This is a genomic window from Methylobacterium sp. C33D, assembly GCF_053345825.1.
The window spans coordinates 22,931-47,687 of sequence record NZ_JBKFAV010000022.1; the positions used below are offsets into that span (position 1 = coordinate 22,931).

The following is a 24,757-nucleotide window of genomic DNA, read 5'->3' on the forward strand; positions in this document are numbered from 1 at the left end:
GAATCGTAACGTTTGCCCCGTAGCGTCGTGGCGCGGAACGCCGTGTCCGCGCTAGAACGATCCGACAGGCAGGGGCGGAACGACGGCGGATGGTGGGTTCGGGAGTTTCCATCGCGGGGCGGATCGCCCGCCTCGCCTGCGCGACCGGCCTGGCGCTGAGCCTCTCGGCCTGCTTCCGGCCGCTCTACGGGCCGACCGCCTCTGGGGAATCCGTCCAGGCGCTGCTCGCCTCGGTCCAGGTCGACGACGTCGCGATGGCCCAGGGCCAGGAGCGCCTCGGCCACTACCTGCGCAGCGAGCTGGTCTTCGACCTCGACGGGTCCGGTCACCCGGCGACCAAGCGCTACCGGCTGAAGCTCTCGGGCTCCGAGATCGTGCAGACCCCGATCGTCTCCTCCACCACCGGCCGCGCCGAGGCCGGCACGCTGGTGGCCAACATCAAGTACAGCCTCGAGGACATGAGCGGCACCAAGGTCTACACCGAGGGTGTCGCCACCTCGACCGCCACCTACGACCGCTCGGTCCAGCGCTTCGCCAGCCAGCGGGCGGCGCGGGACGCCGAGATCCGCCTGGCGGGCGTGCTGTCCGATCAGATCAAGAGCCGGCTCGCGGCCGTGCTCTCGACGAAGCCGTAGCCCGACGTGACGGCGGTCAAGGCCGGCGAGATCGAGGGGCTGATCCGGCGCGGGCCCGATCCGCGCATCCCCGTCATCCTGGTGTTCGGGCCGGATACCGGTCTGGTGACCGAGCGCGCCCGCAAGCTCGCCGAGGATTTCGTCGCCGATCCGGCCGACCCCTTCGCGCTGGTGCGGATCGACGGCGACGCCCTGGCCGCCGATCCGGGCCGGCTGTGCGACGAGGCCGGGACGATGGGCCTGTTCGGCGGCCGCCGGTCGATCTGGGTCCGGCCCGGCACCCGCAACTACGCGCCCGCCGTCGAGGCGGTGCTGGGCGCGACCGTCGCGGACGCCCGCATCGTCGTGGAGGCCGGAGACCTCGCCAAGAGCAACCCGCTCCGGACGCTCTGCGAACGCTCCCCCAAGGCCCTCGCGATCCCCTGCTACGCCGACGACGAGCGGACCCTGTCGGACCTGATCGAGCGCACCCTCCAGGAGCGCGGCCTGCGCATCGACCGGGCCGCCCGGGAGGTCCTGGCCCGCAGCCTCGGCGGCGACCGCCGGGCGAGCCTGATGGAGATCGAGAAGCTCGCCCTCTACGCCGCGGGGGAGGGGGACCGGACCGTGACCCTCGAGCACGTCGAGGCCGTGACCAGCGACGTCGCGGCGAGCGTGCTCAACACCCTGATCGACGCCGCCTTCGACGGCCGCCGCGACGCGGTGGAGCGCGACTACCGCCGCTTCCGGCACGAGGGCCTCGACCCGGGCGCGGTGCTGGGCTCGGCGCTGCGGCACGCCCTGACGCTGCTCGCCACCCGGCTCGACAATCCCGACAAGACGCCCGCCGCGATGGTGGCGACGTGGCGGGGCCTGCATTTCAAGCGCAGGGCCAGCATCGAGGGCCAACTCGGCGCGTGGCCGCCCGGGACCCTCCGGCAGGCCGTGGCGGCCCTGCAGGAGGCCGTCCTGGCCTGCCGGCGGGCCGAGCCCGACCTGGCCCACGCGCTGGCCTCGGCGGCCCTCCTGCGGGTCGCGGAGGCGGGGGCGCGGCGGCGTCGCTGAGGCCGTGCCATCCGGGGCGCGGGTGCCCTCGCCCGCGCGGGAGAGGGTGACGGCGCGCCGGTCCGCGTCCGGCGAGGCCCGCATTCGGGACGGCTGCGACAGGAACCGCGCGGACACAGACGCGCGATGTCGGCGCTCTATCGCCCGGCCCGGACCGGCTGGCCTGAGCGAGACACCACACCCTCTGCCACCGCGCGCCGCGGCCTGCTGACCGCGCTCATATCGGGCCCGCGCCGGGCCCGCTGAGGCGGGGCCACCCGGCGGGGACGGTTCCTCAGGCGTCCGAGACCTTGAACCGGTTGAGCAGGGCCTGCAGCTCGTCCTGGGTCTCGTAGCGGATGCGGATCTCGCCCGAGTCGGCGTCCTTCGGCTTGTAGGAGACCGGGACGCCGAGCGCCCGGTGGATCCGCAGCTCCAGGTCGCGCACCGTCGCGGGGCGCTCGGCCGAGAGGCGCGGGCGGCCGGGGCGGGGGGTCTCGGCCGGGGCTGCCTCCGCGGAGGCGATCGCCTCCACGTCGCGGACCGACAGGCTCTCGGCCACGACGCGGCGCGCCATCGCCTCGGGATCGCGGACGGCCAGCAGCGCGCGGGCGTGGCCGGCGGTCAGCTCGCCCGCGGTGACCCGCTCCTGCACGGACAGCGGCAGGTTGAGCAGCCGGAGCGTGTTGGCGAGGTGGCTGCGGCTCTTGCCGAGGATCTCGGCCAGCTCCTTCTGGGTGTACGAGAAATCCTTCATCAGGCGCTCGTAGCCGGACGCCTCCTCGATCGCGTTGAGGTCGGTGCGCTGGACGTTCTCCAGGATGGCGAATTCCAGGGAGCCGCGGTCGTCGATCTCGACCACCACCACCGGCACCTCGTCGAGGCCGGCGCGCTGGGCGGCCCGCCAGCGCCGCTCGCCGGCCACGATCTCGAAGGTCCCGGGCACGTCGCCGATCGGGCGGACCACGATCGGCTGGATGATGCCCCGCTGGCCGATCGAGGCCGCCAGCTCGGACAGCTCCGTCTCGGCGAAGCTCCGGCGCGGGTTGCGCGGGTTGGCGCGCAGGAACTCGATCGGAACCCGGCGCTGCTCCTCGGCCTTGGCCGAGGCTTTCCCGGCCTCATTGAAGTCACCGATCAGCGCCGCGAGCCCGCGCCCCAGTCGAGGCTTCGCCCCCTCCTCCGCCATGATCGCCACCCGTGTCACGCTCCACACTCGCCCCTCGAACCGGGAGGGGGACTCAAACCCGTCAGGCCGCGGCCGGAACTCGGCCCTCGCGCTGGATCACCTCCGAGGCGAGGCGCAGGTAGGCCTGACTGCCGGCGCATTTCAGGTCGTACAGCAGCGCCGGCTTCCCGTGCGAGGGCGCCTCGGAGATCCGGACGTTGCGGGGGATCACGGTCTCGTAGACCTTGTCGCCCATGAAGCCGCGCACGTCCGCCACGACCTGGGCGGAGAGGTTGTTGCGCGGGTCGAACATCGTCAGCACGATGCCCTGGATCGTCAGCTTCGGGTTCAGGGCGCCGCGGACCTGCTCGACGGTGCGTAGCAGCTGGCTCAGGCCCTCCAGGGCGAAGAACTCGCACTGCAGCGGCACCAGCACCGCGTCGGCGGCCGCCAGCGCGTTGATGGTCAGCAGGTTGAGCGAGGGCGGGCAGTCGATCAGGACGTAGCTGATCCGGCTCAGGCTCGGCGCCTGGGTCAGGCTCTTCAGGACGCCGCGCAGCCGGTGCGCCCGGTCGGGGAGGGTGGCCAGCTCCAGTTCCAGGCCGAGGAGGTCCATGGTCGAGGGCGCAAGCGACAGCCGCGGCACGGCGGTGGGGACCACGGCCTGCGCCAGCGAGGCCTCGCCGGCCATGACCTCGTAGGTCGAGACCCGGCGCTTGGCGCGGTCGATCCCGAGACCCGTGGAGGCGTTGCCCTGCGGATCGAGATCGATGACCAGGACGTCCTCGCCGATCGCCGCCAGGGCGGTGCCGAGGTTGATCGCCGTCGTGGTCTTGCCGACGCCGCCCTTCTGGTTGGCGAGCGCCAGAACGCGCAGAGGGCGTCGCATGGATGAATCCATGGACCGGTCGGCGGGATCGCCGAGGATCGCTTCGCTCATCGGTGGCTCGGGGCGGCGAGGGCAGTGACGCGCACGATCCGGGCATCGGAATCGGTCCGGCTCGGCACGAGGTCGTTAACGACTCTCCACTGCGCGCCGGCCTGGGTCAATTCGGCTTGTACGTCCCGCCCCTTCGGAAACAGGCCGGTGGTGCCCGTTTTCAACAGAGGCTCGGTCCAGGCGAGGAGCTGAACCATCGGGGCGAGGGCGCGGGCGCAGACCACGTCGGCCCCGACGTAGTCGCCGATCACCGCCTCGATCCGGGCGTTGCGCACCCGGGCCGGGGCGCCGGTCAGCCGGGCGGTCTCGGTGAGGAAGGCGCATTTGCGCGCGTTGCTCTCGACGAGGTCGACCCGGACGCCGCGGTCCCGTCCGGCGATGGCCAGGATCAGGCCCGGGATGCCCGCGCCGGAGCCGAGATCGAGCCACGTGCGGGCCTCCGGTGCGAGGTCGAGGAGCTGCAGCGCGTCGTCGATGTGGCGGCTCCAGACCTCGGCCAGCGTCGCGGGGCCGACGAGGTTCTTGATCGGCTGCCAGCGCCGCAGCTGCGCCACGTAGAGGTCGAGCCGCTCCGCTGTTTCACGTGAAACACCGGCTGCCGCGAGGATACGGGCGCGATCCGGATCGCTCATGCCGGGTGCCGGTCCGCGGCGGTGGCGGTCGCGCGCGCGCCGCGCCGCGCGTGGGCGGCCAGCAGGGTGAGGGCGGCCGGCGTCACGCCCTCGATCCGCGCCGCCTGTCCCAGGGTCCCGGGGCGTACGGTCTCGAGCTTCACCCGCATCTCGTTCGAGAGGCCGCTGATCTCCGCGTAGTCCAGCCCCGCCGGCAGGCGCACGGCCTCGTCCCGTCGGAAGGCCGCGATGTCGGCGTCCTGCCGGTCGAGGTAGACCGCGTAGGTCGCGTCGGTCTTCATCCGGTCGGCGATCAGCGGGGCGACCTCGGCGAGGTCCGGCCACACCGCCGCCAGGTCCGACCAGCCGATCTCCGGGTAGGCGAGGAGCTGGAAGCCGGTGCGGCGGATGCCGTCTCGGTTCAGGACGATCCCGTGCGCCGCGGCCTGGCTGGGCGTCAGGCTCACCGCGTCGAGGCGGGCGCGCGCCGCGTCGAGCGCCGCCTGCCCGGCCGCGAAATGGGCCGCCCGGGCTCCGCCCACGCAGCCGAGCGCGATCCCGCGCGGCGTGAGCCGGGCGTCGGCGTTGTCGACCCGCAGGGACAGCCGGTACTCCGAGCGCGAGGTGAACATCCGGTACGGCTCGCTGACCCCCTGGGTCACGAGGTCGTCGATCATCACGCCGAGATACGACTCGGCCCGGTCGAAGCCCGCGACGCCGAGGCCGCCCGCGTGCCGGGCGGCATTGAGGCCGGCGACCAGCCCCTGGCCGGCCGCCTCCTCGTAGCCTGTCGTGCCGTTGATCTGGCCGGCCAGGAACAGGCCCGGCAGGCGCTTCACCTGGAGGCCGACATCGAGCTCGCGGGGATCGACGTAGTCGTACTCGATGGCGTAGCCCGGCCGCAGGATCGCGGCCCGCTCCAGACCGGGGATCAGGCGGACGAGGTCGCGCTGCACCTCTTCCGGCAGCGCCGTGGAGATGCCGTTCGGGTATATGGTCGGGTCGTCGAGCCCCTCGGGCTCCAGGAAGATCTGGTGCCCCTCCCGGTCGCCGAACCGCACGACCTTGTCCTCGATCGACGGGCAGTAGCGCGGACCCCGGCTGGCGATGCCGCCGGAATACATCGGCGAGCGGTGCAGGTTGGCACGGATCAGGTCGTGGACTTCCCGGCTCGTCCGGGTGATGCCGCAGCGGATCTGCGGCGTCGTGATCCGCTCGGTCAGCGTCGAGAACGGCACCGGCTCGGCGTCGGCCTCCTGCATCTCCAGGCCGGACCAGTCGATGGTCCGCCCGTCGAGGCGCGGGGGCGTCCCGGTCTTCAGGCGCCCGAGGCGGAGGCCGAGGCGGTCGAGCGTCCGCGCCAGCCCGACCGCCGGCGCCTCGCCGACGCGGCCTGCCGGGATCTGCCGCTCGCCGATATGGATCAGGCCGCGCAGGAAGGTGCCGGTGGTCAGCACCACCGCGCCGCAGGCGAGGGTGCGGCCGTCGGCCAGGACGAGGCCGCGGAGCCGGCCCTCGGCGTCGAAGGCCAGATCCTCGCAGGCGCCCGCCACCACGGTCAGTCCCGCGGTCGCGGCGACGGCGGCCTGCATGGCGGCGGCGTAGAGCTTGCGGTCGGCCTGGGTGCGCGGCCCGCGCACTGCCGGACCCTTCCGTCGGTTGAGCAGGCGGAACTGGATGCCGGCCGCGTCGGCGACCCGGCCCATCAGCCCGTCCAGGGCGTCGACCTCGCGGACGAGGTGGCCCTTGCCGAGGCCGCCGATCGCCGGGTTGCAGGACATCGCCCCGATCGTCGCGGGATCGTGGGTGACCAGCGCGGTGCGCGCGCCGCAGCGCGCCGCGGCGGCGGCGGCCTCGACGCCGGCATGGCCGCCGCCGACGACCGCGACGTCGAACCGGGCGGAGGAGGGGGTGAGCATCGGGTACCGAGCAGCCTTTCGCAGACATCCCGCCGCGGGTGCGGGCGGCGCGCACGCACCGTGCGCGGTGCGCGCGCGGGGACCGGCGGATCTGCCGGGAGGTCTAAGCGCGCGCGGGCGCGGCGGTCAACGCGTCCCGCCCCGCCGGCCCGCCCCGATCGGGCCCATCTGAATGCGGTATTCAACGCGCCCGCGACGCGAAGATCTGTTGTTCGCGCGCGCGTTGCTGACGAAGGCCCGGCGAGGACTTGGCCGTCATCCCTTGCCAGTCCGTCCGGACCGTGCAAATCTTCCGCCGTGACTCAATCCTGAACGGACAACGCCGTCCGGCAGGCCCACGAGAGGGACTGTTTTCGCCGCGCCGCGGAGCGACGCGCGAGGAGGAGACTCGAGATGTCGTCGCTGACAATCGGCCTGGGCGCCGCCTGTTGCGCGGCCGGCGCCGCCGCCCATTTCCTCGACCGCACCCAGCGCAAGGAGGGCCTGTTCGGCCTCGCGGCCTTCGCCCTGCTCCTGACCGGGATGTTCCTGAGCCGCTCCTGAGCGGGAGGGTCCGTCGTCCGGCGCGCCGTCCGGAATCGCGGGCCCGGCCGACGCGCGCCGCGCGCGAGGGTAGCGTCGGCTCTGCGCGGGGCGCTCCGGCCTCTACGGCCCGCAGGCCCGGAGGAGACGCGGCTCAGCCGGTCATGGCCGTCGCGGTGTAGCCGGCCCTGGTCAGGGCCTCGGCGATGGTCAGCGCCTGCGCGTCCGTGCGGATCGCCACGCGCGCGGCGTCCCGGTCGACCTGCACGTCGGCCGCGGGATCGATCCGTTTCACCGTGCGGGTCACCGCGGCGGCGCAGCCCTCGCAGGTCATGCCCTCGACCCGCATCAGCAGGTCGGCGCGCGTCACGTCCATCCGGGCCTCCTCGATCGTCTCCCGGGGATGTCGGGACCCGGCCGGCCCGGCGCAAGCCGGGTGTCGGCTCAGAACAGCGCCGGCATGCGGAAGGCGTAATCGATGCGCAGGCCGAACTGATACTGGTTGGGGTTGCCGAACGGGCGCCGCACCAGCGGGCTGTCGCCGGAGGCGCCCAGGATCCGGGTGTAGCCGGCATAGGCCGTGTACGACCACGTCTCGCTCTGCGTGTAGGTCACACCGCCGAGCACGCCCGCCGAGTAGAAGCTGCGCGGGTCGTAGGGCGTCACGCGCCCGTTCAGCGCCGCCTCGATCGGCGAGACGCCGAAATACTTCCGCGCGTAGCTGGCATCGCCGACGTTGAGGCGCGGCCCGATGGAGAACAGGAACTTCTCCGCCGGGATCAGATAGTCGGCCGCCACCGAGCCGACCGTCCCGTGGTGCCCGTAGACGCCCTGGCGCAGCTCGACGCGGGTCCGGATGAACGAGACCGGGTAGAACTCCGCGAACACGCCGGGCTCCACGGCGAAGCGGGCGTCGCGGAAACCGTACAGGTGGCGCCGGTCGTCGCCGTAGTAGCGCCCCGGCACGAAGCGCGCGGTCGGGCCGATGCGGAACGACTCGGTGTCGAAGAGCGAGAAGCTGAACCCGTCATCCGGCGTCGAGAAGCGGCGCGGCTCGCCGACGCGGCGGATATCGATCGAGGGGTAGCCGACGGCCGTGTAGTCGCTCGCGCCCGGATAGCGCGGCACGGCCTGGATCGAGCCACTCAGCGTGACGATCCAAGTGTTGGGATCGACCATCGCGAAGGTCGGCGTGGTGCGCGGGAGATCCGCGCCGAGATCCGCGGCCCGCGGCGCCGTCGTGCCGAAGGCCGCGAGGAGCGCGCCGGCGCCGAGAACGGCGCGAAATCGGGGAGTACGCGGGGGCACGGACGTCATGGCCACGCTTTATGATCCTTTTTCATCCGGTCCGCATTCGCTAGCCGCGCAACCCTCCCCGGATCGCCCCGCAATCGGGCGCGCCGTGACGAATCCGCAACGTTCCAGCGGGCGCGGGCGTCACACCGCCCGGAATTAACAGGCCACGGCGCGCCATCGCGGTCCCCGAGCCTTGCCGGGCGGGGTGCGGGCGGCCAATGATCCTGCGATTCGGTTCGCGCCCGGTGGGGATCGCTCGGGATGTCCCCCGGCGACCGGCGCGCGTTCCTGGCAGGTGTTCAGACGATGGTCCCGGTCCTCGGCCGGTACGCGGGGCTGCTGACGGTCGGCCTTCTCGGGCTCGTCGTGTTCGGGCCGCTCGCGGTGTTCCTGCCGCTCTGGAGTGCCCTGACGCTCGGCGCCGCGGCCGCCGTTGCGGGCGGTCTCGCCCTGACCCGCATCGCCACCCTCAAGGCGCGCTGCGAGAAGCTGTCCGGCGAGGTCGATCTGCTGTCCCGGCGCCTGCTCAAGGTCGAGACGGCGGCCGCGACCGCGGCGGCCCAGCCGCGGCCGGAGACCGCGGAGGCCGCCCTGCGCGCCCAGATCGAGGAGCTGACCGTCGAGTTCGGGCTGCTCAGCGGGATCGTCCGCGACCTCACGACGGTCGTGAGCGCCCAGGACGCCGAGATCGCGGGCCTCAAGGCCCGGCCGGAGATCGCGCCCGAGACCAGGCCCGCCGAGACGCCCCGGCCGCTGCCCGCTGCGCCCGCCACGGCCCTTCCGGACGCCGACGCTGCCCCGCCGCCGCCCGTGCCGGTGCCGCCTCCGCAGGGCCGGAGCACGCCCCTCGAGCCGGTCCCGCCCCGGCCGCAGCCCGCCCCGGCCCCGTCCGTCCCGGCGCGGCCGATCCCCCCGCGGCCGATCCCGCCCCGGCCCACGGCCGCGCCCGCGGACGAGGGCGCGATCATCGCCGCCTTCGAGGGGGACGGTCTCGAGATCCACCTGCAGCCGGTCGTCACCCTGCCGCAGCGCAAGGTGGTGGCCTACGAGGCGCTGGCCCGGCTGCGGATCGGCGGCCCCGGCGCGACGCCGGCCGAGCCGGAGATGTTCCTGCCGGTGCTGGAGCGCTACGGGCGCACCACCGAACTCGACCGCCGGATGCTCCAGCGGGCCACGATCGTGGCCCGCCACCTCGCCCGGCGCGGCAGCGAGACCCTGTTGACCTACGGGCTGTCGCCGCTGTCGCTGTTCGAGCCAGGCCTCCTGCGCGAGCTGGCCCGCACGGCCGCCGACGACCCGGCCCTGGCGGGCCTGACCATCGCGCTGCCGCAGGAGAGCTGGCGCCGGCTCGATGCTGGCCAGCGGGGCCTGCTCGCGCCCCTGCAGGGCCGGATCGGCTTCAGCCTCGACCGCCCGGACGATCTCCGCTTCGACGCCGCCGAACTCGCCGCGCTCGGCATCGGGCAGGTCAAGGTGCCGGCGGAGATGCTGCTCCGGCCCGGTGCCACCCGCGGCAGCCTGTCGGACCTCGCCGTCGAGGACACCGCGCCGGCCCTGGCCCGGGCCGGGATCCGCGTCGTCGCCACGGGCGTCGCCGACGAGGCCGATGTCCCGGACCTGATCGACCTCGACGTGCCGTTCGCGCAGGGGACGGCCTTCGCGGCGCCCCGGCCGGTGCGCGCGGAGGTCCTGGCGGCGCCGCCCGCCGGGGAGCCGACACCCCCGCCGGAGCCCGAACGGCGCCCGTTCCGGTCGGTCCTGCGCAGGGCTGTGTGACCGGCCGTGTGACCGGTCGTGTGACCGGTCGTGTCCGGGGCCGCGGCCGGGACTGGAGCCGCCCCAGCGGGGCGCGTCACCAGTAGATCTGCAGGCGCGCGATCACCGTGTCGACCGTGAACGGGCGGGTGCCCAGGGTCTCGGACTGGGCCTCCCCGGGCCGCACGCGCCCGCGGACGACGTTGCCGATCAACCGCAGGTTGGGCTCCGGATACCAGCTCAGGCCGAGGGTCACGTCCCGCTCCATGCCCCCGCGGAAGCCCCGCGCGTCCAGGTCGACGGCGCTGTAGCGCACCGCCAGCTCGAACACGCCGATCCCGCCCCGGGAGAGCCGCTGCGCCTCCGGAACCGTCACGCCCCGGAAGGTCGCGTAGGTCGTGCCGCTCTGCGGCGTCAGCGCGTAGGCGCGGCCCTCGCCGTTGAGCACCAGGGCCGCCTCGACGTAGCCGCCCTGGAAATCGAGCGCGGTGCCGGGCTGGCCGGGACCGCGGAACGGCTGCAACGCGGCCCGGATGTACTCCGCCTGCACCAGGAGCGGGCCGCGGCGATAGGCCAGCTCGGCACCGAGGCGCGACACGCTGGCGGCGTCGGGGAGATCGCCGGTATCCACCAGGGGACGCTCGAACAGGGAGGCGCCGGCGGGGCTGGAGAAGCTGAAGGCACCGTCCGAGCGGGACCGGCTGCGGAAGGCCCCCGCGAGCCCGAGATGCAGGGTCTCGTCGGCGGTCATGATCGGCGCGACGGTCGCGCGGGCCGCGACCGCGACGCCGTCCCCGTCGATGCCGCTGCTGGCGGCGTTGCCGAACACGCCGGCCACCGCGGTCCAGATCGCGCCCTGATGCCCGGCCGCGAGGCCGAACCGGCGCTCCGGCACGAGGGCGTTGGCCGCCGAGCGCTCGGCGAACAGCGTGTCGTTGTTGCTCTGCAGCCATTCCAGGCTGAAGGGCTCCTTCATGTTGCCGAGCGTCAGGATCGTGTCCGGCAGCCCCTTCCAGGCGACCAGCGCGTCGTTGATCGGCAGCATCGGGTCGGCGAAATCGTACTGGAAGGCGATCACCCAGTCGCGGCCGACGGTGAGCGTCGGCTCGATCCAGGCCCGGCGCACGGCGACGTTGTCGGGGAAGGCCTCGGGCAGGTCGGGCCGGCTGAAGCCTGCCGCGCCGCCGTCGATGTGCAGCCGCCCGCCGATCTGGAGCTTCACGTCGGGCTCGGGAAAGGTGAGGGTGAGCCCCTTCGCGTCGTAGCGCAGGCGCTCGCCGGAGGGGCCGGCCATCCCCTCGAACGCGTCCTCGCCGGCGCCGGCGGGACCCGCCAGGGCGAGGGACATGGCCAGGACGGCCGGTGCGGTGCGCGTTCCGATCACGGGAGCAGCAGAGAACAGGTCGGCCGGGCGGCGCCAATCACCTGGCGCAGTCAAAGCCGGAAATCCGCGCGCCGTGGCCCGGCGGCCACGACCGCGGGCGGCCTAGACGGCGCGATTGTCGATCAGCCGGGTCCGACCCAGGAAGGCCGCGGCGATCACGCGGGCCGGGCCGTCGACCCGCTCCACCGGGACCAGGGTCCGGGCGTCGCAGACCGCGAGGTACTGGACGCGGAACCCCGCCGCTTCCAGCGCCGCCCGCCCGGCGGCGATCCGGCCGGCCACGGGGGTGCCGTTGCGGGATGCGGAGGCGATCTCGGACAGGACGGCGTGGAGCTTCGGGGCGACGGCCCGCTCCTCGGCCGAGAGGTAGCGGTTGCGCGACGACAGCGCGAGGCCGTCGGGCTCGCGCACGGTCGGCACACCGCGGATCTCCACGGCGAGGTCGAGATCCGCCGCGACCTGCTGGAGCACGCGGAGCTGCTGGAAGTCCTTCTCGCCGAACAGGGCGACGTCCGGCCGGACCTGGTTGAGGAGCTTGGTCACCACCGTGGCGACGCCCGCGAAGTGGCCGGGGCGGAACGGCCCGCACAGACCTTCGGTCAGGCCGGCGACCTCGATCCGGGTGGCGAAGCCCGGCGGGTACATGGTCTCGACGCCGGGCGTCCAGGCGGCGTCGGCGCCGGCCCGCGCCAGCAGGGCCAGGTCCGCGTCCAGGTCGCGGGGATAGCGGGCGAAATCCTCGTTCGGGCCGAACTGGGTCGGATTGACGAAGATGCTGGCCACCGCCCGGCGGCCGATCCGCCGCGCCTCGGCCACGAGGGCGAGGTGCCCGTCGTGCAGCGCGCCCATGGTGGGGATCAGGACGACGCGCTCGCCCGCCCCGCGCCACGCGGCCACGCATCCGCGCAGGGCTTCGAGGTCGCGGAAGGACTGGAAGGTCGACTCGGACACGGCACGGGCTCCGGGGGAGGGCAGGGCCGGTCTAGAGCATGATGGGGGGCGGTGGAATCCGGCAGTCCGGTCACGATCCCCGCCGCCCCGGTCGGCGTCACGGGCAGTAGGGCAGGAGCGAGCGTCCGAAGGGATCGTCCACGCCGGGCGGCGGCGTGAAGCCGTAGTAGCTGGGATGCCCCAGGCCGTACTCGGAGCCGACGTAGCTCGGATCGTCCGGCGCGTTGGTGGGCACGGGCGCCCGCCGGGGCGTGCAGCCCACCGGCACGGCGCGGGACCGGACGGCGTAGACCGGACGGCGGTCGAGGCCGTCGTTGCGCGGGAAGAAGCGGGGAGGGCCGCCCACGCCCGTCTCGACGCCGCCACGGATGTCGAGATCGGCCGCGCGGCCCGGTCCCGCGAGCAGCAGGACGAGTCCGAGCGCCGTGATCGCCCTGCGCGCCGTTTCCCGCATGCCGCCCCTGCGCCGCCTTCTCCGCCGAGAGGCGACACCGTGCGACGGCAGGGTAAACGAGCGATTACCGCGGGATCACGTCAGCGGCACGACGAGGGCGTCCAGGACGGCAGCGAGATCGCCCTCGGTCAGGCGGATCTGCAGGCCCCGGCCGCCGCCGTTGACGTGGATCTCGGCCGTCGGGTCGGTCAGGGAACCGGTGTCGATCGCTGTCGGGAAGGGGCGCTTCTGCCCCAGGGGGCTGATCCCACCGACATGGTAGCCGGTCAGCCGCTCGGCATCGGCTGGCTTGAGCATGGCGGCGGCCTTGCCCGAGAAGGCGGCGGCGACCCGCTTCATCGACACCTCCCTGTCGGAGGCCACGAGCAGGCACACCGTCCGTCCGTCCACCGACGCCATCAGGGTCTTCAGCACGCGCCCCGGATCCACCCCGAGCGCCTCCGCGGCCTGAAGGCCGATGCGCGGCGCGTCCGGATCGTACGCGTAGACGTGGAGGCTGTGCGGGATGCCGGCCCTGTCGAGGGCGAGCGTGGCGCGGGTCGTCTTGGACGGTGTCTTGGACGGCGTTCTGGCGGCTGTCTTCATGGTTCGTCCGGTCAGGTCGAATGGGCGCGCGCGGCGACGAGGCGGCCGATCTCAGCGTAGGCCGCCGCGCAGGTCTCGGGGGAGGCCGTCGATCCCGTGACGTAGACCGCCACGAGGATCGGCGCGCCCCCCGGCGGCCGCAGGATCGCCACGTCGTTGACGGTGCCGTTGTCGCCGCTCCCGGTCTTGTCGCCGGCGACCCAGTCGGGCGGCAGGCCGGCCCGCAGGCGCTTCCGGCCGGTCTCGCAGGCGACCATCCAGGCCTCCAGCCGGTCGCGCGAGGACGGTGACAGGGTCGTCCCGAGGAGAATCCGGCCCAGGGTCGCCCGCATGGCGTCCGGCGTGGTCGTGTCGCGCGGGTCGCCCGGCAGCGCTGTGTTGAGGGTCGGCTCGGTCCGGTCGAGGCGGGTGACGGCGTCGCCGGTGGTGCGCAGCCACGCGGTCAGCGCATCGGGGCCGCCGAGATCCGCCAGGAGCAGGTTGGCGGCAGCGTTGTCGCTCCAGATCAGGGTGGCCGCGCACAGGTCGGCGACGCTCATCCGCCCGGTCCCGGCGCCGGCCTCCAGGGCCTTCCGAGTCACCGGCGCGTAGCTCAGGAGGTCGCCGGGACCGTAGGTGACGATCCGGTCGAGGGTCTCGCGGCCGGCATCGACCCGCGCCAGCACCGCCGCCGCCGCCAGAACCTTGAAGGTGCTGCACATCGGGAAGCGCGCGTCGGCGCGGTAAGCGACGAGGACGCGGTCGGTCGCGGCGGCCGCGATCCCGAGGCGGCCGCCGAGCCGGCGCTCGACGGCGGCCCAGTCCGGCTCCGCCTCCGCGGCGCGCGTCGGACGGACGAGCGGCGCGGCGAGCAGGCCGAGGCCGAAGGCGCGGCGGGTCCAGACGATCATGGCGAATCCCCGTTCGAGATCGCGACGGCGCATCCGGGCACGGCACCGCGACGTCGGGATGGTATAGGGCGGCCACGCGTGTTTCACGTGAAACTCCGCTCCTCCGCGCGGCCCTGTGGGATCATGACCGACACCGACACGCTCTTCGCGCCGGCCAGCGGCTTCGGACGGGCCGCCGTCGCGGTGATCCGCATCAGCGGCCCGGCCGCGCGCGACGCGCTCGTCGCCCTGGGCGGGCGCCTGCCGCCGCCGCGCCGGCTGTCGCTGCGGCGCCTCCGGGATCCACGCGACGGCACCGAGCTCGACCGGGCGCTGGTGGCGTGGTTTCCGGGGCCGGACACTTACAGCGGCGAGGATATGGGCGAGCTGCACCTGCACGGCGGCGCGGCCGTGCGGATGCGCGTCCTCGCCACCCTCGCCTGCCTTCCCGGCTGCCGGGCCGCCGAGCCCGGGGCGTTCACGCGGCGGGCGATCCTCAACGGACGGATGGACCTCGCCGAGGCGGAGGCCGTGGCCGACCTGATCGACGCCGAGACCGACGGCCAGCGCCGGCAGGCCCTGCGCCAGCTCGACGGCGCGCTCAGCCGGCAGGTGGCCGCGTGGCGCGCGGAGGCGATCGACTGCCTCGCCGCCGCCGAGGCCGCGCTGGACTTCGCCGACGAGGGGGACGTGGACGATGCCGGCCTCGACGCGGCGCTGTTCGACCGCGCCGCGCGCCTGCGCGACGCGGTCGCCGCGGCGCTGCGCGACGGCCAGCGCGGCGAGCGCCTGCGCGAAGGATTCACCGTTGTCCTGGCGGGGGCCCCCAACAGCGGGAAATCGACCCTGCTGAACGCGCTGAGCCGGCGGGACGTGGCCATCGTGTCGGACAGCCCGGGGACGACCCGCGACGCGATCGAGGTGCGGCTCGACCTCGGCGGCCTGCCGGTCCTCCTGGTCGACACCGCCGGGCTCCGCGACACCGCGGAACCGATCGAGGCGCAGGGCATCGTGCGGACGCGGGCGCGGATCGACGCGGCCGATCTCGTGGTCGCGCTCGTGCCCCCCGGCGGCGCGGTTCCGGATCTCGGGCCGGCGCGCGCGCCGGTCCTGATCGTCCAGACCAAAGCCGATCTCTTTGCCGGCTCAGAACAGGTGGGAGACCGGGCCGACGTGACGGTCTCGGCCCATACGGGGGCGGGCATGGGCGCCCTGCTCGACGCCATCCAGGCCGCGGCCGTGGACGGTCTCGGCACCGGAGACGCGCTGATCACCCGGGCCCGGCACAGGGCCGCGCTGGAGGTCTGCGTGGCGCAGCTCGACCGGGTCTCGGGCAGTGCCGGCGGTCTCCCGGAGCTGGCCGCCGAGGATCTGCGGCTCGCGGTGCGGGCCCTGGGCGAAGTCGCGGGCCATGTCGGCGTCGAAGACGTCCTCGACCGGCTGTTCAGCGGGTTCTGTATCGGGAAGTAGGTCTGTAGCTGTCAACTCATTGCCTGAGGGCCGGCCGGGCGCGGGACCGTCGCCCGCCCCCCGGTCCCGTGCGGCGGCACTACCGGGGGATCCGCAGGATCCGCGGCCGCCAGATCCCGAGCGCCACGTTCGCGGTCGCGACCGCCAGCAGGACCCAGAGGGTGCCGCGCTCGCCGGTCAGCGAGACGGCCAGCCCCGCGGGATCGACGAGGCCCGCCAGCGCGCGGGCGCTCTGCTCCGCCTCCTGCTTCATCGGGCCCTGGACGTAGACCAGCCCGCCCTCGAACATCAGGACGCCGGTGGCGAGCTTCACCCACGCCCAGCCGGCGTTGAGGAAGGCGCGGTTCAGCGCCATCGCCAGCAGGCCCGACATCAGCGTCACCGCCAGGGCGGGCAGGAAGATCCATGTGGCGACGGCGCCCATCGCGCCCCGCGTCGCCGCGTAGCCCGCCAGGGCGGACGGCGCGGGCGACAGGCTCAGCATGACGACCAGGGACGCCATGGCCCCCAGCAGCCCCGCGGACCCCATCGTGTGGAGGAACTTCAGCAGGCGTCGCACGGCGTCTCACCCGGGCCGTTTCGGCGCAGCCTAGCGCGGGGCAACGGGGGGCGATAGCGGCGCGCCGGTCGCAGGGCTTCCGGCCGGAACGCTCCGCCCTCCTCGCGCGCGCGGCGACGCGATCCAGGTGCGCCACGCTTCCCGCGGGCGCGCTGCCCCGGGGTCGCTGCGCTGCCCCCGCGATGGCGAGCGGCGCCTCAGCTCCGCAGGCCCGGCGCCTCCTGGCCGGTGCGGGCCACGTACTCGGTGTAGCCGCCGCCGTACTGGTGGATGCCCTCCGGCGTGACCTCGAGGACGCGGTTCGAGAGGGCGGCCAGGAAGTGCCGATCGTGGGACACGAACAGCATCGTCCCCTCGTAATTGGCGAGCGCCTCGATCAGCATCTCCTTGGTGCCCATGTCGAGGTGGTTGGTCGGCTCGTCGAGCACCAGGAAGTTCGGCGGGTCGTAGAGCATCAGCGCCATGACCAGCCGGGCCTTCTCGCCGCCCGAGAGCACCCGGCAGCGCTTCTCGACGTCGTCGCCCGAGAAGCCGAAGCAGCCGGCCAGCGCCCGCAGCGACCCCTGGCCGGCCTGCGGGAAGGAATCCTCCAGGGTCTGGAACACCGTGCGGTCGCCGTCGAGGAGGTCCATGGCGTGCTGGGCGAAGTAGCCGAGCTTCACGCTGCCGCCGACCGTGACCGAGCCGTCGTCGGGCGCGGTGGTGCCGGTGACGAGCTTCAGGAGCGTCGACTTGCCGGCGCCGTTGATGCCCATGACGCACCAGCGCTCCTTGCGCCGCACCGAGAAGTCGAGGCCCTCGTAGATCGTGCGGCTGCCGTAGCGCTTGTTCACGCCCTTGAGCATCACGACGTCGTCGCCCGAGCGGGGCGCCGGCTGGAACTCGAAGGCCACCGATTGCCGACGCCGGGGCGGCTCGACGCGCTCGATCTTGTCGAGCTTCTTCACCCGGCTCTGCACCTGGGCGGCGTGGGAGGCCCGCGCCTTGAACCGCTCGATGAAGGCGATCTCCTTCGCCAGCATCGCCTGCTGGCGCTCGTACTGCGCCTGGGCCTGCGCCTCGTTCAGCTTCCGCTGGCCCTCGTAGAAGGCGTAGTCGCCCGAGTAGGTGGTGAGCGCGCCGGCGTCGATCTCGATGATCTTCGTGACGATGCGGTTCATGAACTCGCGGTCGTGCGAGGTCATCAGCAGGGCGCCGTCATAGGCCTTCAGGAACGATTCGAGCCAGATCAGGCTCTCGATGTCGAGGTGGTTGGACGGCTCGTCGAGGAGCATCACGTCCGGGCGCATCAGCAGGATGCGGGCCAGCGCGACGCGCATCTTCCAGCCGCCCGAGAGGGCGCCGACGTCGCCGTCCATCATCTCCTGGCTGAAGCTCAGCCCGTCGAGCACCTCGCGGGCCCGGCCCTCCAGGGCGTAGCCGTCGAGCTCCTCGAACCGGGCCTGGACCTCGCCGTAGCGCTCGACCAGGGCGTCCATCTCGTCGGCGCGGTCCGGGTCGGCGAGCGCCGCGCCGAGCTCGGCGAGCTCGGCCGCGACCGCGCTCACCGGGCCGGCGCCGTCCATCACCTCGGTGACGACGCTGCGGCCCGACATCTCGCCGACATCCTGGCTGAAATAGCCGATGGTGATGCCCCGGTCGGCGGCGACCTGCCCCTCGTCGGGCTGCTCCTGGCCGATGATCATCCGGAACAGGGTGGTCTTGCCGGCCCCGTTCGGGCCGACCAGGCCGACCTTCTCGCCGCGCTGCAGGGCGGCCGAGGCCTCGATGAAGACGAGCTGCCGCCCGTTCTGCTTGGTGATCTTGTCGAGGCGTATCATGGGGCGGGCGCTGTCCGGGAGGTCGCTGTCCGGAAGGTGTCCGGGAGTGTCCCGGCCGCTTACGGCATCGACCGACGCGGCGCAAAGGCAGGGTGCCGCAGTGCGGGATAACGCTTGCGTCCGGCGCAGGCCTGGGCGCATCCCGGGACCCGGGATGAGGCTCGGCCGTTGCCCTGGGCAACATGAGGATCGCGATGCTGTTCGGTTGGTGGATGACGGGCATGGACATGGCCATGCTGGGGCTGGAGGCGCAGGGCGTGATCGCGCAGCGCATGGCGATGTTCGCCCTCGGCGGCCCGGCGGCCCAGGCCGAGGCGCAGCTCATGGTGACCGAGAAGATGCTGGCCGCCGGCGAGGCGGCGCTCATGCTCGCCGCGGGCGCCTCGAACGGCAAGGTGATCCGCAGCTACCGGCGTAAGGTCCAGGCCAACGCGCGGCGGCTGAGCCGGGGGTGAGGCGCGCCCGCCGCATCTCACCGCGGCGTCCTTGCGAGCGCAGCGAAGCGATCCAGCGGCGCCCCATCCGGTGACGTCACGCTGCCCCGGGTCGCCTCGCTGCGCTCACGATGACGGGGGCGGCTCGTGAGGCCCGAGTCCGCCTTCAGTTGTTGGCCGTCCGGAACGTGTCGCAGGCCTTGGTCTGGCCGCTCTTGTAGCCGGCCATGAACCAGCGCTGGCGCTGGGCCGAGGAGCCGTGGGTGAAGGAATCCGGCACCACGTAGCCCCGCGAGCGCTGCTGCAGCGCGTCGTCGCCGATCTGCGCGGCGGCGTTCAGCGCCTCGTCGATGTCGCCCTGCTCGAGCTCTGCGTACTTGTCGTTGGAGTTCTTGGCCCAGACGCCGGCGAGGCAGTCGGCCATCAGCTCGATCCGCACCGAGAGGGCGTTCGCCTCGGTCTTGCTGGAGGCCTGCTGCTGGCGCGCCTGGACCTTGCCGAGGATGCCGAGCACGTCCTGGACGTGGTGGCCGACCTCGTGGGCGATCACGTACGCGTAGGCGAAGTCGCCCTTCACGCCGAACTTCGAGGCCATCTCCTTGAAGAAGCCGGTGTCGAGATAGACCTTCTTGTCCAGCGGGCAGTAGAACGGGCCCATCGCGGCCTGGGCCGAACCGCACCCGGAGCGCGTGCCGCCGGTGTAGAGCACCAGCGTCGTCGGGGTGTACTGCTTGCCGGTCTGCTGCGGCAGGATCTGGCTCCACACGTCCTCGGTGTTGCCGAGGATCTTCGAGGCGAACCGGCCGCTCTCGTCGGTGGGCGCCTGCCGCCGCTTGGCCTGGGTCTGCGGGTCGACCTGCTCCTGCTGGCCGCGGCCGCCGCCGCCGATCTGCTGGGCGCCGCCGATCAGGATCGCCGGGTTGATGCCCGTGAAGTAGCTGATGATCAGCAGAACCACGATGGTGCCGATGCCGAGCCCGCCGGCACCGCCGCCGGGAAACCCCATGCCGCCACCGCCGCCCCCTTCACCGCGCCGATCCTCGACGTTGTCCGAGCTGCGTAGATCTTCCCAGCGCATGGTTGGGTCCCGCCATCGATGCTGCGCCGGCCGCCCCGGGCAGCCCACGGTTTGCTGTGCGTCGTCGTGTCCGGCCGTTGGCGCGCCAGCAGCGGGAACGAAGCTCTAATGACGGGAGGGGAGAGCCGGTTCCGTCACTCCGGTCAAGCTTTCCCGTCGAGGAGGGCGCGCAGGGACCGGAAATCCCGCCAGGCCAGCCGCTTCTGCACTGGCTGGCGCAGCAGGAAGGCCGGGTGGAGCGTGGCGAGCAGCTTCACCTCGCGATTCGGCAACTTGTACGGGAAGAGGCGGCCGCGGGTCCGCAGGATGCCGTCCTTGGTGCCGGTCAGCGTCTGGGTCGCGGGCGCGCCGAGGCAGACGATGATGTCCGGGTCGACGAGCTCGATCTGGCGCTCCACGAACGGCCGGCACACCGCCACCTCCTGGGGAGTCGGGTTGCGGTTGCCGGGCGGCCGCCAGGGCACGATGTTGCCGATATAAGCGCTCGTCCGGTCGAGCCCGACCGCCTTCATCATCTTGTCGAGGAGCTGGCCCGAGCGGCCCATGAACGGCTTGCCGATCCGGTCCTCGTCGGCGCCGGGCGCCTCGCCGAGAAACATCACCCGCGCCTCGGGACTGCCGTCGGCGAAGACGAGGTTCTTGGCCGTGAAGCGCAGCGGGCAGGCGTCGAAATCCGCGAGAATCCGCTCGAGCTCGTCGAGCGACTTGGCCTGCCGCGCCCGGGCGCGGGCGTCGCTCGCGGCCTCGTCGGGCTGGGCGCTGGCAGCGCGGCCGAAGGTGCGCGGTGCCGCGGCGGGCGCGGCCATGCCCGGGGGCGGCGATCCGGGCGGGGGAACGAGCGTGTTGGCGACCGGGCTGACGGGCTGCTCGGCGGCGGCCCGGGGTGGCGCCCGGCGCGGCGCGCGCAGGGTGGGCGCGGGCGCGTCGGCCTCGTTGAAGCGGTCGTGCGGGTGCTCATCGAGCGCCGCGTCGGCCCCGGCCTCCACGTGGAAGTCGAGATAGGCGATCAGGTCGGCTTGCGCGTCGGTGGGGCTCGGCATGGGACTCAGCATGTGGGATCGCCGGGGCCTGTGGACAACGCGCCGAATCGCACCGGGCGGCAAGGACTTGCGTGACCGAACAGCGCGGCGCGGCGCAGCGCTGTGACGCCGTCCCCTGCGGCGAAGGGAACTTTGCCTTGAGCTTGAGCGTCGGCAACTTGCCTTTCTAGCTTGGAATCGCTTGAGACGGCATCAGGAAGGCCGGCCCGGCGACGAACCGGGCGCCGGAACAAGAAAAGGAACCCGAGGATGGCGCTGCCCGAACGCGAGAGCATGGATTTCGACGTGGTCGTGGTGGGCGCCGGCCCGGCCGGCCTCGCCACCGCGATCCGCCTGAAGCAGCGCGCCGCCGAGATCGGCGAGGAGATCTCGGTCGTCGTCGTCGAGAAGGGCTCGGAGGTCGGCGCCCATATCCTGTCGGGGGCGGTGATCGACCCGATCGGCCTTGACCGGCTCCTGCCCGAGTGGCGCACCGACCCCGAGCGGCCGCTCAAGACCGAGGTCCAGCGCGACGAGTTCATGATGCTCACCAAGAACAGCGGCATCACCCTGCCGAACCTGTTCTTCCCCAAGCTCATGTCGAACCACGGCAACTTCGTCGGCTCGCTCTCGAACACGTGCAAGTACCTGGGCGCCCAGGCCGAGGCGCTCGGCGTCGAGATCTATCCGGGCTTCCCGGCCTCCGAGGTGCTTTTCGACGCCAATGGCGCCGTGGCGGGCATCGCCACCGGCGATCTCGGCATCGGCCGGTCCGGCGAGCCGCGCGACGACTACACCCGCGGCATGGAATTGCGCGGCAAGTACACGGTGTTCGGCGAGGGCGCCCGGGGCAACCTGACCAAGGGGCTGATCCGGCGCTTCGAACTCAATCGCCACAGCGACCACTTCAAGTACGGGCTCGGCGTGAAGGAGCTGTGGCAGCTCGCCCCCGGCAAGTTCGAGCCCGGCCTCGTGCAGCACACGATGGGCTGGCCCCTGCCCAACAAGGCCGGCGGCGGCTCATGGCTCTACCACTTCGACGACCATCTGCTCTCGGTCGGCTTCGTCACGCACCTGAACTACGAGAACCCGACCCTGTCGCCGTTCGAGGAGTTCCAGCGCTTCAAGACCCACCCGATGATCGCCGAGACCTTCGAGGGCGCCAAGCGGATCGGCTACGGCGCGCGGGCCATCATGGAGGGCGGCTGGCAATCGGTGCCGAAGCTGGTCTTCCCGGGCGGCTGCCTCGTCGGCTGCTCGGCGGGCTTCGTGAACGTGCCGCGGATCAAGGGTTCGCACAACGCGATCCTGTCCGGCATGCAGGCGGCCGACGCCATCGCGGACGCCCTGAAGGCCGGCCGCGCGGGCGACGAGCTCACCGCCTACGAGGCCGGCTGGCGCGACAGCCCGATCGGGCAGGACCTGAAGGCGGTGCGCAACGTCAAGCCGCTCTGGTCCAAGTACGGCACGCTGGTCGGCGTCGGGCTCGGCGGGATCGACATGTGGGCGACCAGCATCCTCGGCGCCTCGCCGTTCGGCACGCTGTCCCACGGCAAGCCGGACCACGCCTGCCTCAAGCCGCTCTCGGAGGTGACGCCGATCGTCTACCCGAAGCCCGACGGCAAGCTGACCTTCGACCGGCTGTCCTCGGTCTACCTGTCGAACACCAACCACGAGGAGGACCAGCCGCCCCACCTCAAGGTCCGCGACCTGGAGCTGCAGAAGCGCTCCGAGCACGACGTCTACGGCGGGCCCTCGGGCCGCTACTGCCCGGCCGGCGTCTACGAGTGGGTGGAGGACGCCGCCGCCAGCGACGGCGTGCGCTACCAGATCAACGCCCAGAACTGCGTCCACTGCAAGACCTGCGACATCAAGGATCCGAACCAGAACATCGACTGGGTGACGCCGGAGGGTCCGGGCGGGCCGAACTACCCGAACATGTGAGGATTGCTCTCGGCCGAGGAGCCGAGGCTCACGTCGTTGCGAGCGCAGCGAAGCAATCCGGTGAACCGCTCCGTGGGCAGACGTCCCGCCGCCCTGGGTCGCTTCGCTGCGCTCGCGATGACGGGACGGCCGACCAACCCGGCCTCAACCCCCGCGCCATCCTTTCGCCTTGCGGGGCTGGCGGGATGGGTTCAGTGTCCCCAACGTTTTTTCGGGGATGCCCCGCCATTCTCGCGCCCGGCCCCCGACGGGCCGGCGCCCAGGAGCCGCGATCGGTTCATGATGATGACACGCGCCCGCCGGAGCGTTTCGGCGCTCGCCCTGCTGCTCGCTGCCGGGCTTCCGCAGACCGTGCTCGCCGCGCAGCCGAAGGAGTCGACTCCGCTGCTCGACTACGAGCCCGCGGACTCGCTCGAGGGCAACTTCCTCTCCGCCTACATCGCGGGCGCGTCGCGGGACACGGCGGCGGCGGCGACCTTCTACCGCGAGGCTGTGAAGGCCGACCCGCGCAACGCGGAACTCGTCGAGCGCGCCTTCATCTCGCTGCTGGCCGACGGGGCCCTGCCGGACGCGTTCCGCACCGCCGAGAAGCTGATCGCCCGCGATCCGACCAACGGGCTGGCCAACCTCTCCCTCGGGGTGCGCCAGATCAAGGCCGGCCAGTGGGCCGCCGCCCGCCAGAACTTTTCCCGGAGCGGCCGGGGTGCCGCCACGGACCTGACCGCGACGCTGCTCACCGCCTGGTCCTACGCGGGCGCCGGCGACGGCAAGAAGGCGCTGGAGACGGTCAACAAGCTCCGGGGCGAGCGCTACTACAACACCTTCCGGGACTACCACGCCGGCCTGATCGCGTCGGTGACCGGCGACAACGCCGAGGCCGAGCGCCGCCTCAAGGCCGCCTACGACGCCGACCACAACACCCTGCGGATCGTCGACGCCTACGCCCGGATGGAGGCCAGCCTCGGCCGCACCGACCTGGCGATCCAGGCCTATTCCGACTTCGACCAGCTCTCGCCGCGCCACCCGCTGGTGCGCGACGCCCTCGAGAAGCTGAAGGCGGGCAAGCCGCTCACCCGGCTGATCGGCACCGCCCAGGAGGGCGCCGCCGAGGTGCTGTACGGGCTGGGCTCGGCCGGCTCGACGCAGGGCGACGAGCTGCCCGCGGTGATCTACCTGCGGCTCGCCCTCTACCTCGCCCCCGACCACGCGCTGGCCCGGCTGACGCTCGCCGACACGCTGGACCGGATGAAGCAGCCCGAGCGCGCCAACGAGGCCTACGCGCAGATCCCCGCCAATTCCCCGCTCAAGCTCAACGCCGACATCCAGATCGGCCTGAACCTGGAGCAGATGGGCAAGGGCGACGAGGCGCTCGCCCATCTCGACGCGGCGATGAAGGCCCACCCGGACGACATCGACGTCATCACGGCGCTGGGCAACGTCCAGCGCGCCCGCAAGAAGTACGAGGAGGCGGCGGCCACCTACACCCGCGCCATCGACCTGATCGGCGACCGGCCGCAGGCCAATTACTGGACGACCTACTATTTCCGCGGCACCGCCTACGAGCGCGCCAAGCAGTGGCCGAAGGCCGAGGCCGACCTGAAGAAGGCCCTGTCGCTGGTGCCGGCCAACCAGCCCGCCGCCAAGGCGCAGGTGATGAACTATCTCGGCTATTCCTGGGTCGACCAGAACATCAACATCGACGAGGCGTTCAAGCTGCTGCAGCAGGCCGCCGACGCGAGCCCGCGGGACGGCATGATCGTCGACAGCCTCGGCTGGGCCTATTACCGCCTCGGCCGCTGGGACGACGCGGTGCGCGAGCTGGAGAAGGCGGTCGAGCTGAAGCCCGGCGATCCGACCATCAACGACCACCTCGGCGACGCCTACTGGCGCTCGGGCCGGCGCCTCGAGGGCAAGTTCCAGTGGCAGCACGCCAAGGACCTGAACCCCGAGCCGGACGACCTCGCGCAGATCAACGCGAAGCTGAAGGACGGGCTGCCCGACATCGAGAAGCCCACCGCCACCGCCGAGACGGTGCCGGCCCCGGTCGCCGCCCCGCACAACCCCGACAATCCGGAACTCCCGAAGGGCGCGCCCCAGCCGCACGAGGCGCCGGGCTCCGCCGACAAGGCCAAGAAGTCGGGCGGCTAGGCCTCCCGCCCGGTCCCGCCTCGGGGCGGTGCGGCTGCCGTTCCGGCCGCGCCGTCCCGGAGATATGTCGATTGTCCGGGCTCCGGGCGCCCGCGTCGCTCTCCCGCGATCGCGCGCGATGCCCCGGAGGCCGTAGGTCGGGCGACCTAATTGCCCGCCGATCCGCGCCCGCT

The 24,757-nt window shown here is 72.8% G+C and carries 23 protein-coding genes; 8 read left to right on the forward strand and 15 right to left on the reverse strand.

Annotated elements, in window-relative coordinates; translation table 11 throughout:
* Window positions 1-89: 89 nt before the first annotated feature.
* Both lptE and holA read left to right on the forward strand, forming a co-directional pair.
* On the forward strand, window positions 90-635 hold the full coding sequence (gene lptE, locus ACLBXO_RS18360) for an LPS assembly lipoprotein LptE (protein WP_149313280.1): 546 nt from the start codon (window positions 90-92) through the stop codon (window positions 633-635).
* A 6-nt stretch (window positions 636-641) separates the two neighbouring features.
* On the forward strand, window positions 642-1,679 hold the full coding sequence (holA, locus tag ACLBXO_RS18365; RefSeq protein ID WP_447686236.1) for a DNA polymerase III subunit delta: 1,038 nt from the start codon (window positions 642-644) through the stop codon (window positions 1,677-1,679).
* 274 nt (window positions 1,680-1,953) lie between these two features.
* Here holA and ACLBXO_RS18370 read toward each other — a convergent pair whose 3' ends face one another.
* The 4 genes from ACLBXO_RS18370 to mnmG form a co-directional block, all read right to left on the reverse strand.
* Window positions 1,954-2,847: a ParB/RepB/Spo0J family partition protein gene (locus tag ACLBXO_RS18370; RefSeq protein WP_447686283.1), complete on the reverse strand. Its 894-nt coding sequence runs from the start codon at window positions 2,845-2,847 to the stop codon at window positions 1,954-1,956.
* Window positions 2,848-2,908: 61 nt separating this feature from the next.
* Entirely contained in the window at window positions 2,909-3,766 is an 858-nt protein-coding gene (locus tag ACLBXO_RS18375) for a ParA family protein (protein ID WP_012321019.1), read from the reverse strand.
* Window positions 3,763-4,398: a 16S rRNA (guanine(527)-N(7))-methyltransferase RsmG gene (rsmG, locus tag ACLBXO_RS18380; protein WP_331313701.1), complete on the reverse strand. Its 636-nt coding sequence runs from the start codon at window positions 4,396-4,398 to the stop codon at window positions 3,763-3,765. Before rsmG ends, ACLBXO_RS18375 begins: the two co-directional genes overlap by 4 nt.
* Entirely contained in the window at window positions 4,395-6,296 is a 1,902-nt protein-coding gene (mnmG, locus tag ACLBXO_RS18385; RefSeq protein ID WP_447686237.1) for a tRNA uridine-5-carboxymethylaminomethyl(34) synthesis enzyme MnmG, read from the reverse strand. The genes rsmG and mnmG overlap by 4 nt, the downstream gene beginning before the upstream one ends.
* 393 nt (window positions 6,297-6,689) lie before the next feature.
* Here mnmG and ACLBXO_RS18390 point away from each other — a divergent pair, with 393 nt between their 5' ends.
* Window positions 6,690-6,839, forward strand: coding sequence for a hypothetical protein (locus tag ACLBXO_RS18390; RefSeq protein ID WP_331313699.1), 150 nt, complete (start codon window positions 6,690-6,692; stop codon window positions 6,837-6,839).
* 133 nt (window positions 6,840-6,972) lie between these two features.
* Here the strand turns inward: ACLBXO_RS18390 and ACLBXO_RS18395 are convergent, their stop codons facing one another.
* Window positions 6,973-7,194, reverse strand: a complete 222-nt coding sequence (locus ACLBXO_RS18395) for a heavy-metal-associated domain-containing protein (RefSeq protein WP_331313698.1) — start codon at window positions 7,192-7,194, stop codon at window positions 6,973-6,975.
* A gap of 68 nt (window positions 7,195-7,262) precedes the next feature.
* Window positions 7,263-8,135, reverse strand: coding sequence for a MipA/OmpV family protein (locus ACLBXO_RS18400; RefSeq protein WP_419539324.1), 873 nt, complete (start codon window positions 8,133-8,135; stop codon window positions 7,263-7,265).
* A 240-nt stretch (window positions 8,136-8,375) separates the two neighbouring features.
* Between ACLBXO_RS18400 and ACLBXO_RS18405 the strand changes: the two genes are divergently transcribed.
* The gene (locus ACLBXO_RS18405; protein WP_447686238.1) at window positions 8,376-9,890 is read left to right on the forward strand and encodes an EAL domain-containing protein; all 1,515 of its coding nucleotides are present in this window, start codon (window positions 8,376-8,378) and stop codon (window positions 9,888-9,890) included.
* 76 nt (window positions 9,891-9,966) lie between these two features.
* On the opposite strand, the gene ACLBXO_RS18410 is transcribed toward ACLBXO_RS18405, so the two are convergent.
* The 5 genes from ACLBXO_RS18410 to bla form a co-directional block, all read right to left on the reverse strand.
* Window positions 9,967-11,253, reverse strand: a complete 1,287-nt coding sequence (locus ACLBXO_RS18410) for an OprO/OprP family phosphate-selective porin (RefSeq protein WP_447686239.1) — start codon at window positions 11,251-11,253, stop codon at window positions 9,967-9,969.
* A gap of 102 nt (window positions 11,254-11,355) precedes the next feature.
* Window positions 11,356-12,204, reverse strand: coding sequence for a pantoate--beta-alanine ligase (gene panC, locus ACLBXO_RS18415; RefSeq protein ID WP_447686240.1), 849 nt, complete (start codon window positions 12,202-12,204; stop codon window positions 11,356-11,358).
* Between the two features lie 97 nt (window positions 12,205-12,301).
* Window positions 12,302-12,658: a hypothetical protein gene (locus ACLBXO_RS18420; protein WP_331313693.1), complete on the reverse strand. Its 357-nt coding sequence runs from the start codon at window positions 12,656-12,658 to the stop codon at window positions 12,302-12,304.
* Between the two features lie 75 nt (window positions 12,659-12,733).
* A complete protein-coding gene (locus ACLBXO_RS18425) occupies window positions 12,734-13,243 on the reverse strand; it encodes an aminoacyl-tRNA deacylase (RefSeq protein ID WP_447686241.1) in 510 nt (169 codons plus the stop codon).
* 11 nt (window positions 13,244-13,254) lie between these two features.
* The gene (bla, locus tag ACLBXO_RS18430) at window positions 13,255-14,133 is read right to left on the reverse strand and encodes a class A beta-lactamase (RefSeq protein WP_447686242.1); all 879 of its coding nucleotides are present in this window, start codon (window positions 14,131-14,133) and stop codon (window positions 13,255-13,257) included.
* Window positions 14,134-14,256: 123 nt separating this feature from the next.
* Here bla and mnmE point away from each other — a divergent pair, with 123 nt between their 5' ends.
* Entirely contained in the window at window positions 14,257-15,582 is a 1,326-nt protein-coding gene (mnmE, locus tag ACLBXO_RS18435) for a tRNA uridine-5-carboxymethylaminomethyl(34) synthesis GTPase MnmE (RefSeq protein WP_447686243.1), read from the forward strand.
* Window positions 15,583-15,661: 79 nt separating this feature from the next.
* On the opposite strand, the gene ACLBXO_RS18440 is transcribed toward mnmE, so the two are convergent.
* Both ACLBXO_RS18440 and ACLBXO_RS18445 read right to left on the reverse strand, forming a co-directional pair.
* Window positions 15,662-16,141, reverse strand: coding sequence for a hypothetical protein (locus tag ACLBXO_RS18440; protein ID WP_331313690.1), 480 nt, complete (start codon window positions 16,139-16,141; stop codon window positions 15,662-15,664).
* Window positions 16,142-16,338: 197 nt separating this feature from the next.
* A complete protein-coding gene (locus ACLBXO_RS18445; RefSeq protein WP_331313689.1) occupies window positions 16,339-17,961 on the reverse strand; it encodes an ABC-F family ATP-binding cassette domain-containing protein in 1,623 nt (540 codons plus the stop codon).
* 194 nt (window positions 17,962-18,155) lie between these two features.
* Here ACLBXO_RS18445 and ACLBXO_RS18450 point away from each other — a divergent pair, with 194 nt between their 5' ends.
* Window positions 18,156-18,416 (forward strand): hypothetical protein, encoded by a 261-nt coding sequence (locus tag ACLBXO_RS18450; RefSeq protein WP_020094308.1) that lies wholly within the window; start codon window positions 18,156-18,158, stop codon window positions 18,414-18,416.
* A 145-nt stretch (window positions 18,417-18,561) separates the two neighbouring features.
* On the opposite strand, the gene ypfJ is transcribed toward ACLBXO_RS18450, so the two are convergent.
* Together ypfJ and ACLBXO_RS18460 are read right to left on the reverse strand one after the other, a co-directional pair.
* Window positions 18,562-19,473: a KPN_02809 family neutral zinc metallopeptidase gene (gene ypfJ / locus ACLBXO_RS18455; RefSeq protein WP_331313688.1), complete on the reverse strand. Its 912-nt coding sequence runs from the start codon at window positions 19,471-19,473 to the stop codon at window positions 18,562-18,564.
* 143 nt (window positions 19,474-19,616) lie between these two features.
* Entirely contained in the window at window positions 19,617-20,525 is a 909-nt protein-coding gene (locus ACLBXO_RS18460; RefSeq protein ID WP_447686244.1) for a uracil-DNA glycosylase, read from the reverse strand.
* Between the two features lie 237 nt (window positions 20,526-20,762).
* Here ACLBXO_RS18460 and ACLBXO_RS18465 point away from each other — a divergent pair, with 237 nt between their 5' ends.
* Window positions 20,763-22,436, forward strand: a complete 1,674-nt coding sequence (locus tag ACLBXO_RS18465; protein ID WP_447686245.1) for an electron transfer flavoprotein-ubiquinone oxidoreductase — start codon at window positions 20,763-20,765, stop codon at window positions 22,434-22,436.
* A gap of 279 nt (window positions 22,437-22,715) precedes the next feature.
* On the forward strand, window positions 22,716-24,584 hold the full coding sequence (locus tag ACLBXO_RS18470; RefSeq protein ID WP_331313686.1) for a tetratricopeptide repeat protein: 1,869 nt from the start codon (window positions 22,716-22,718) through the stop codon (window positions 24,582-24,584).
* Window positions 24,585-24,757: the final 173 nt, after the last annotated feature.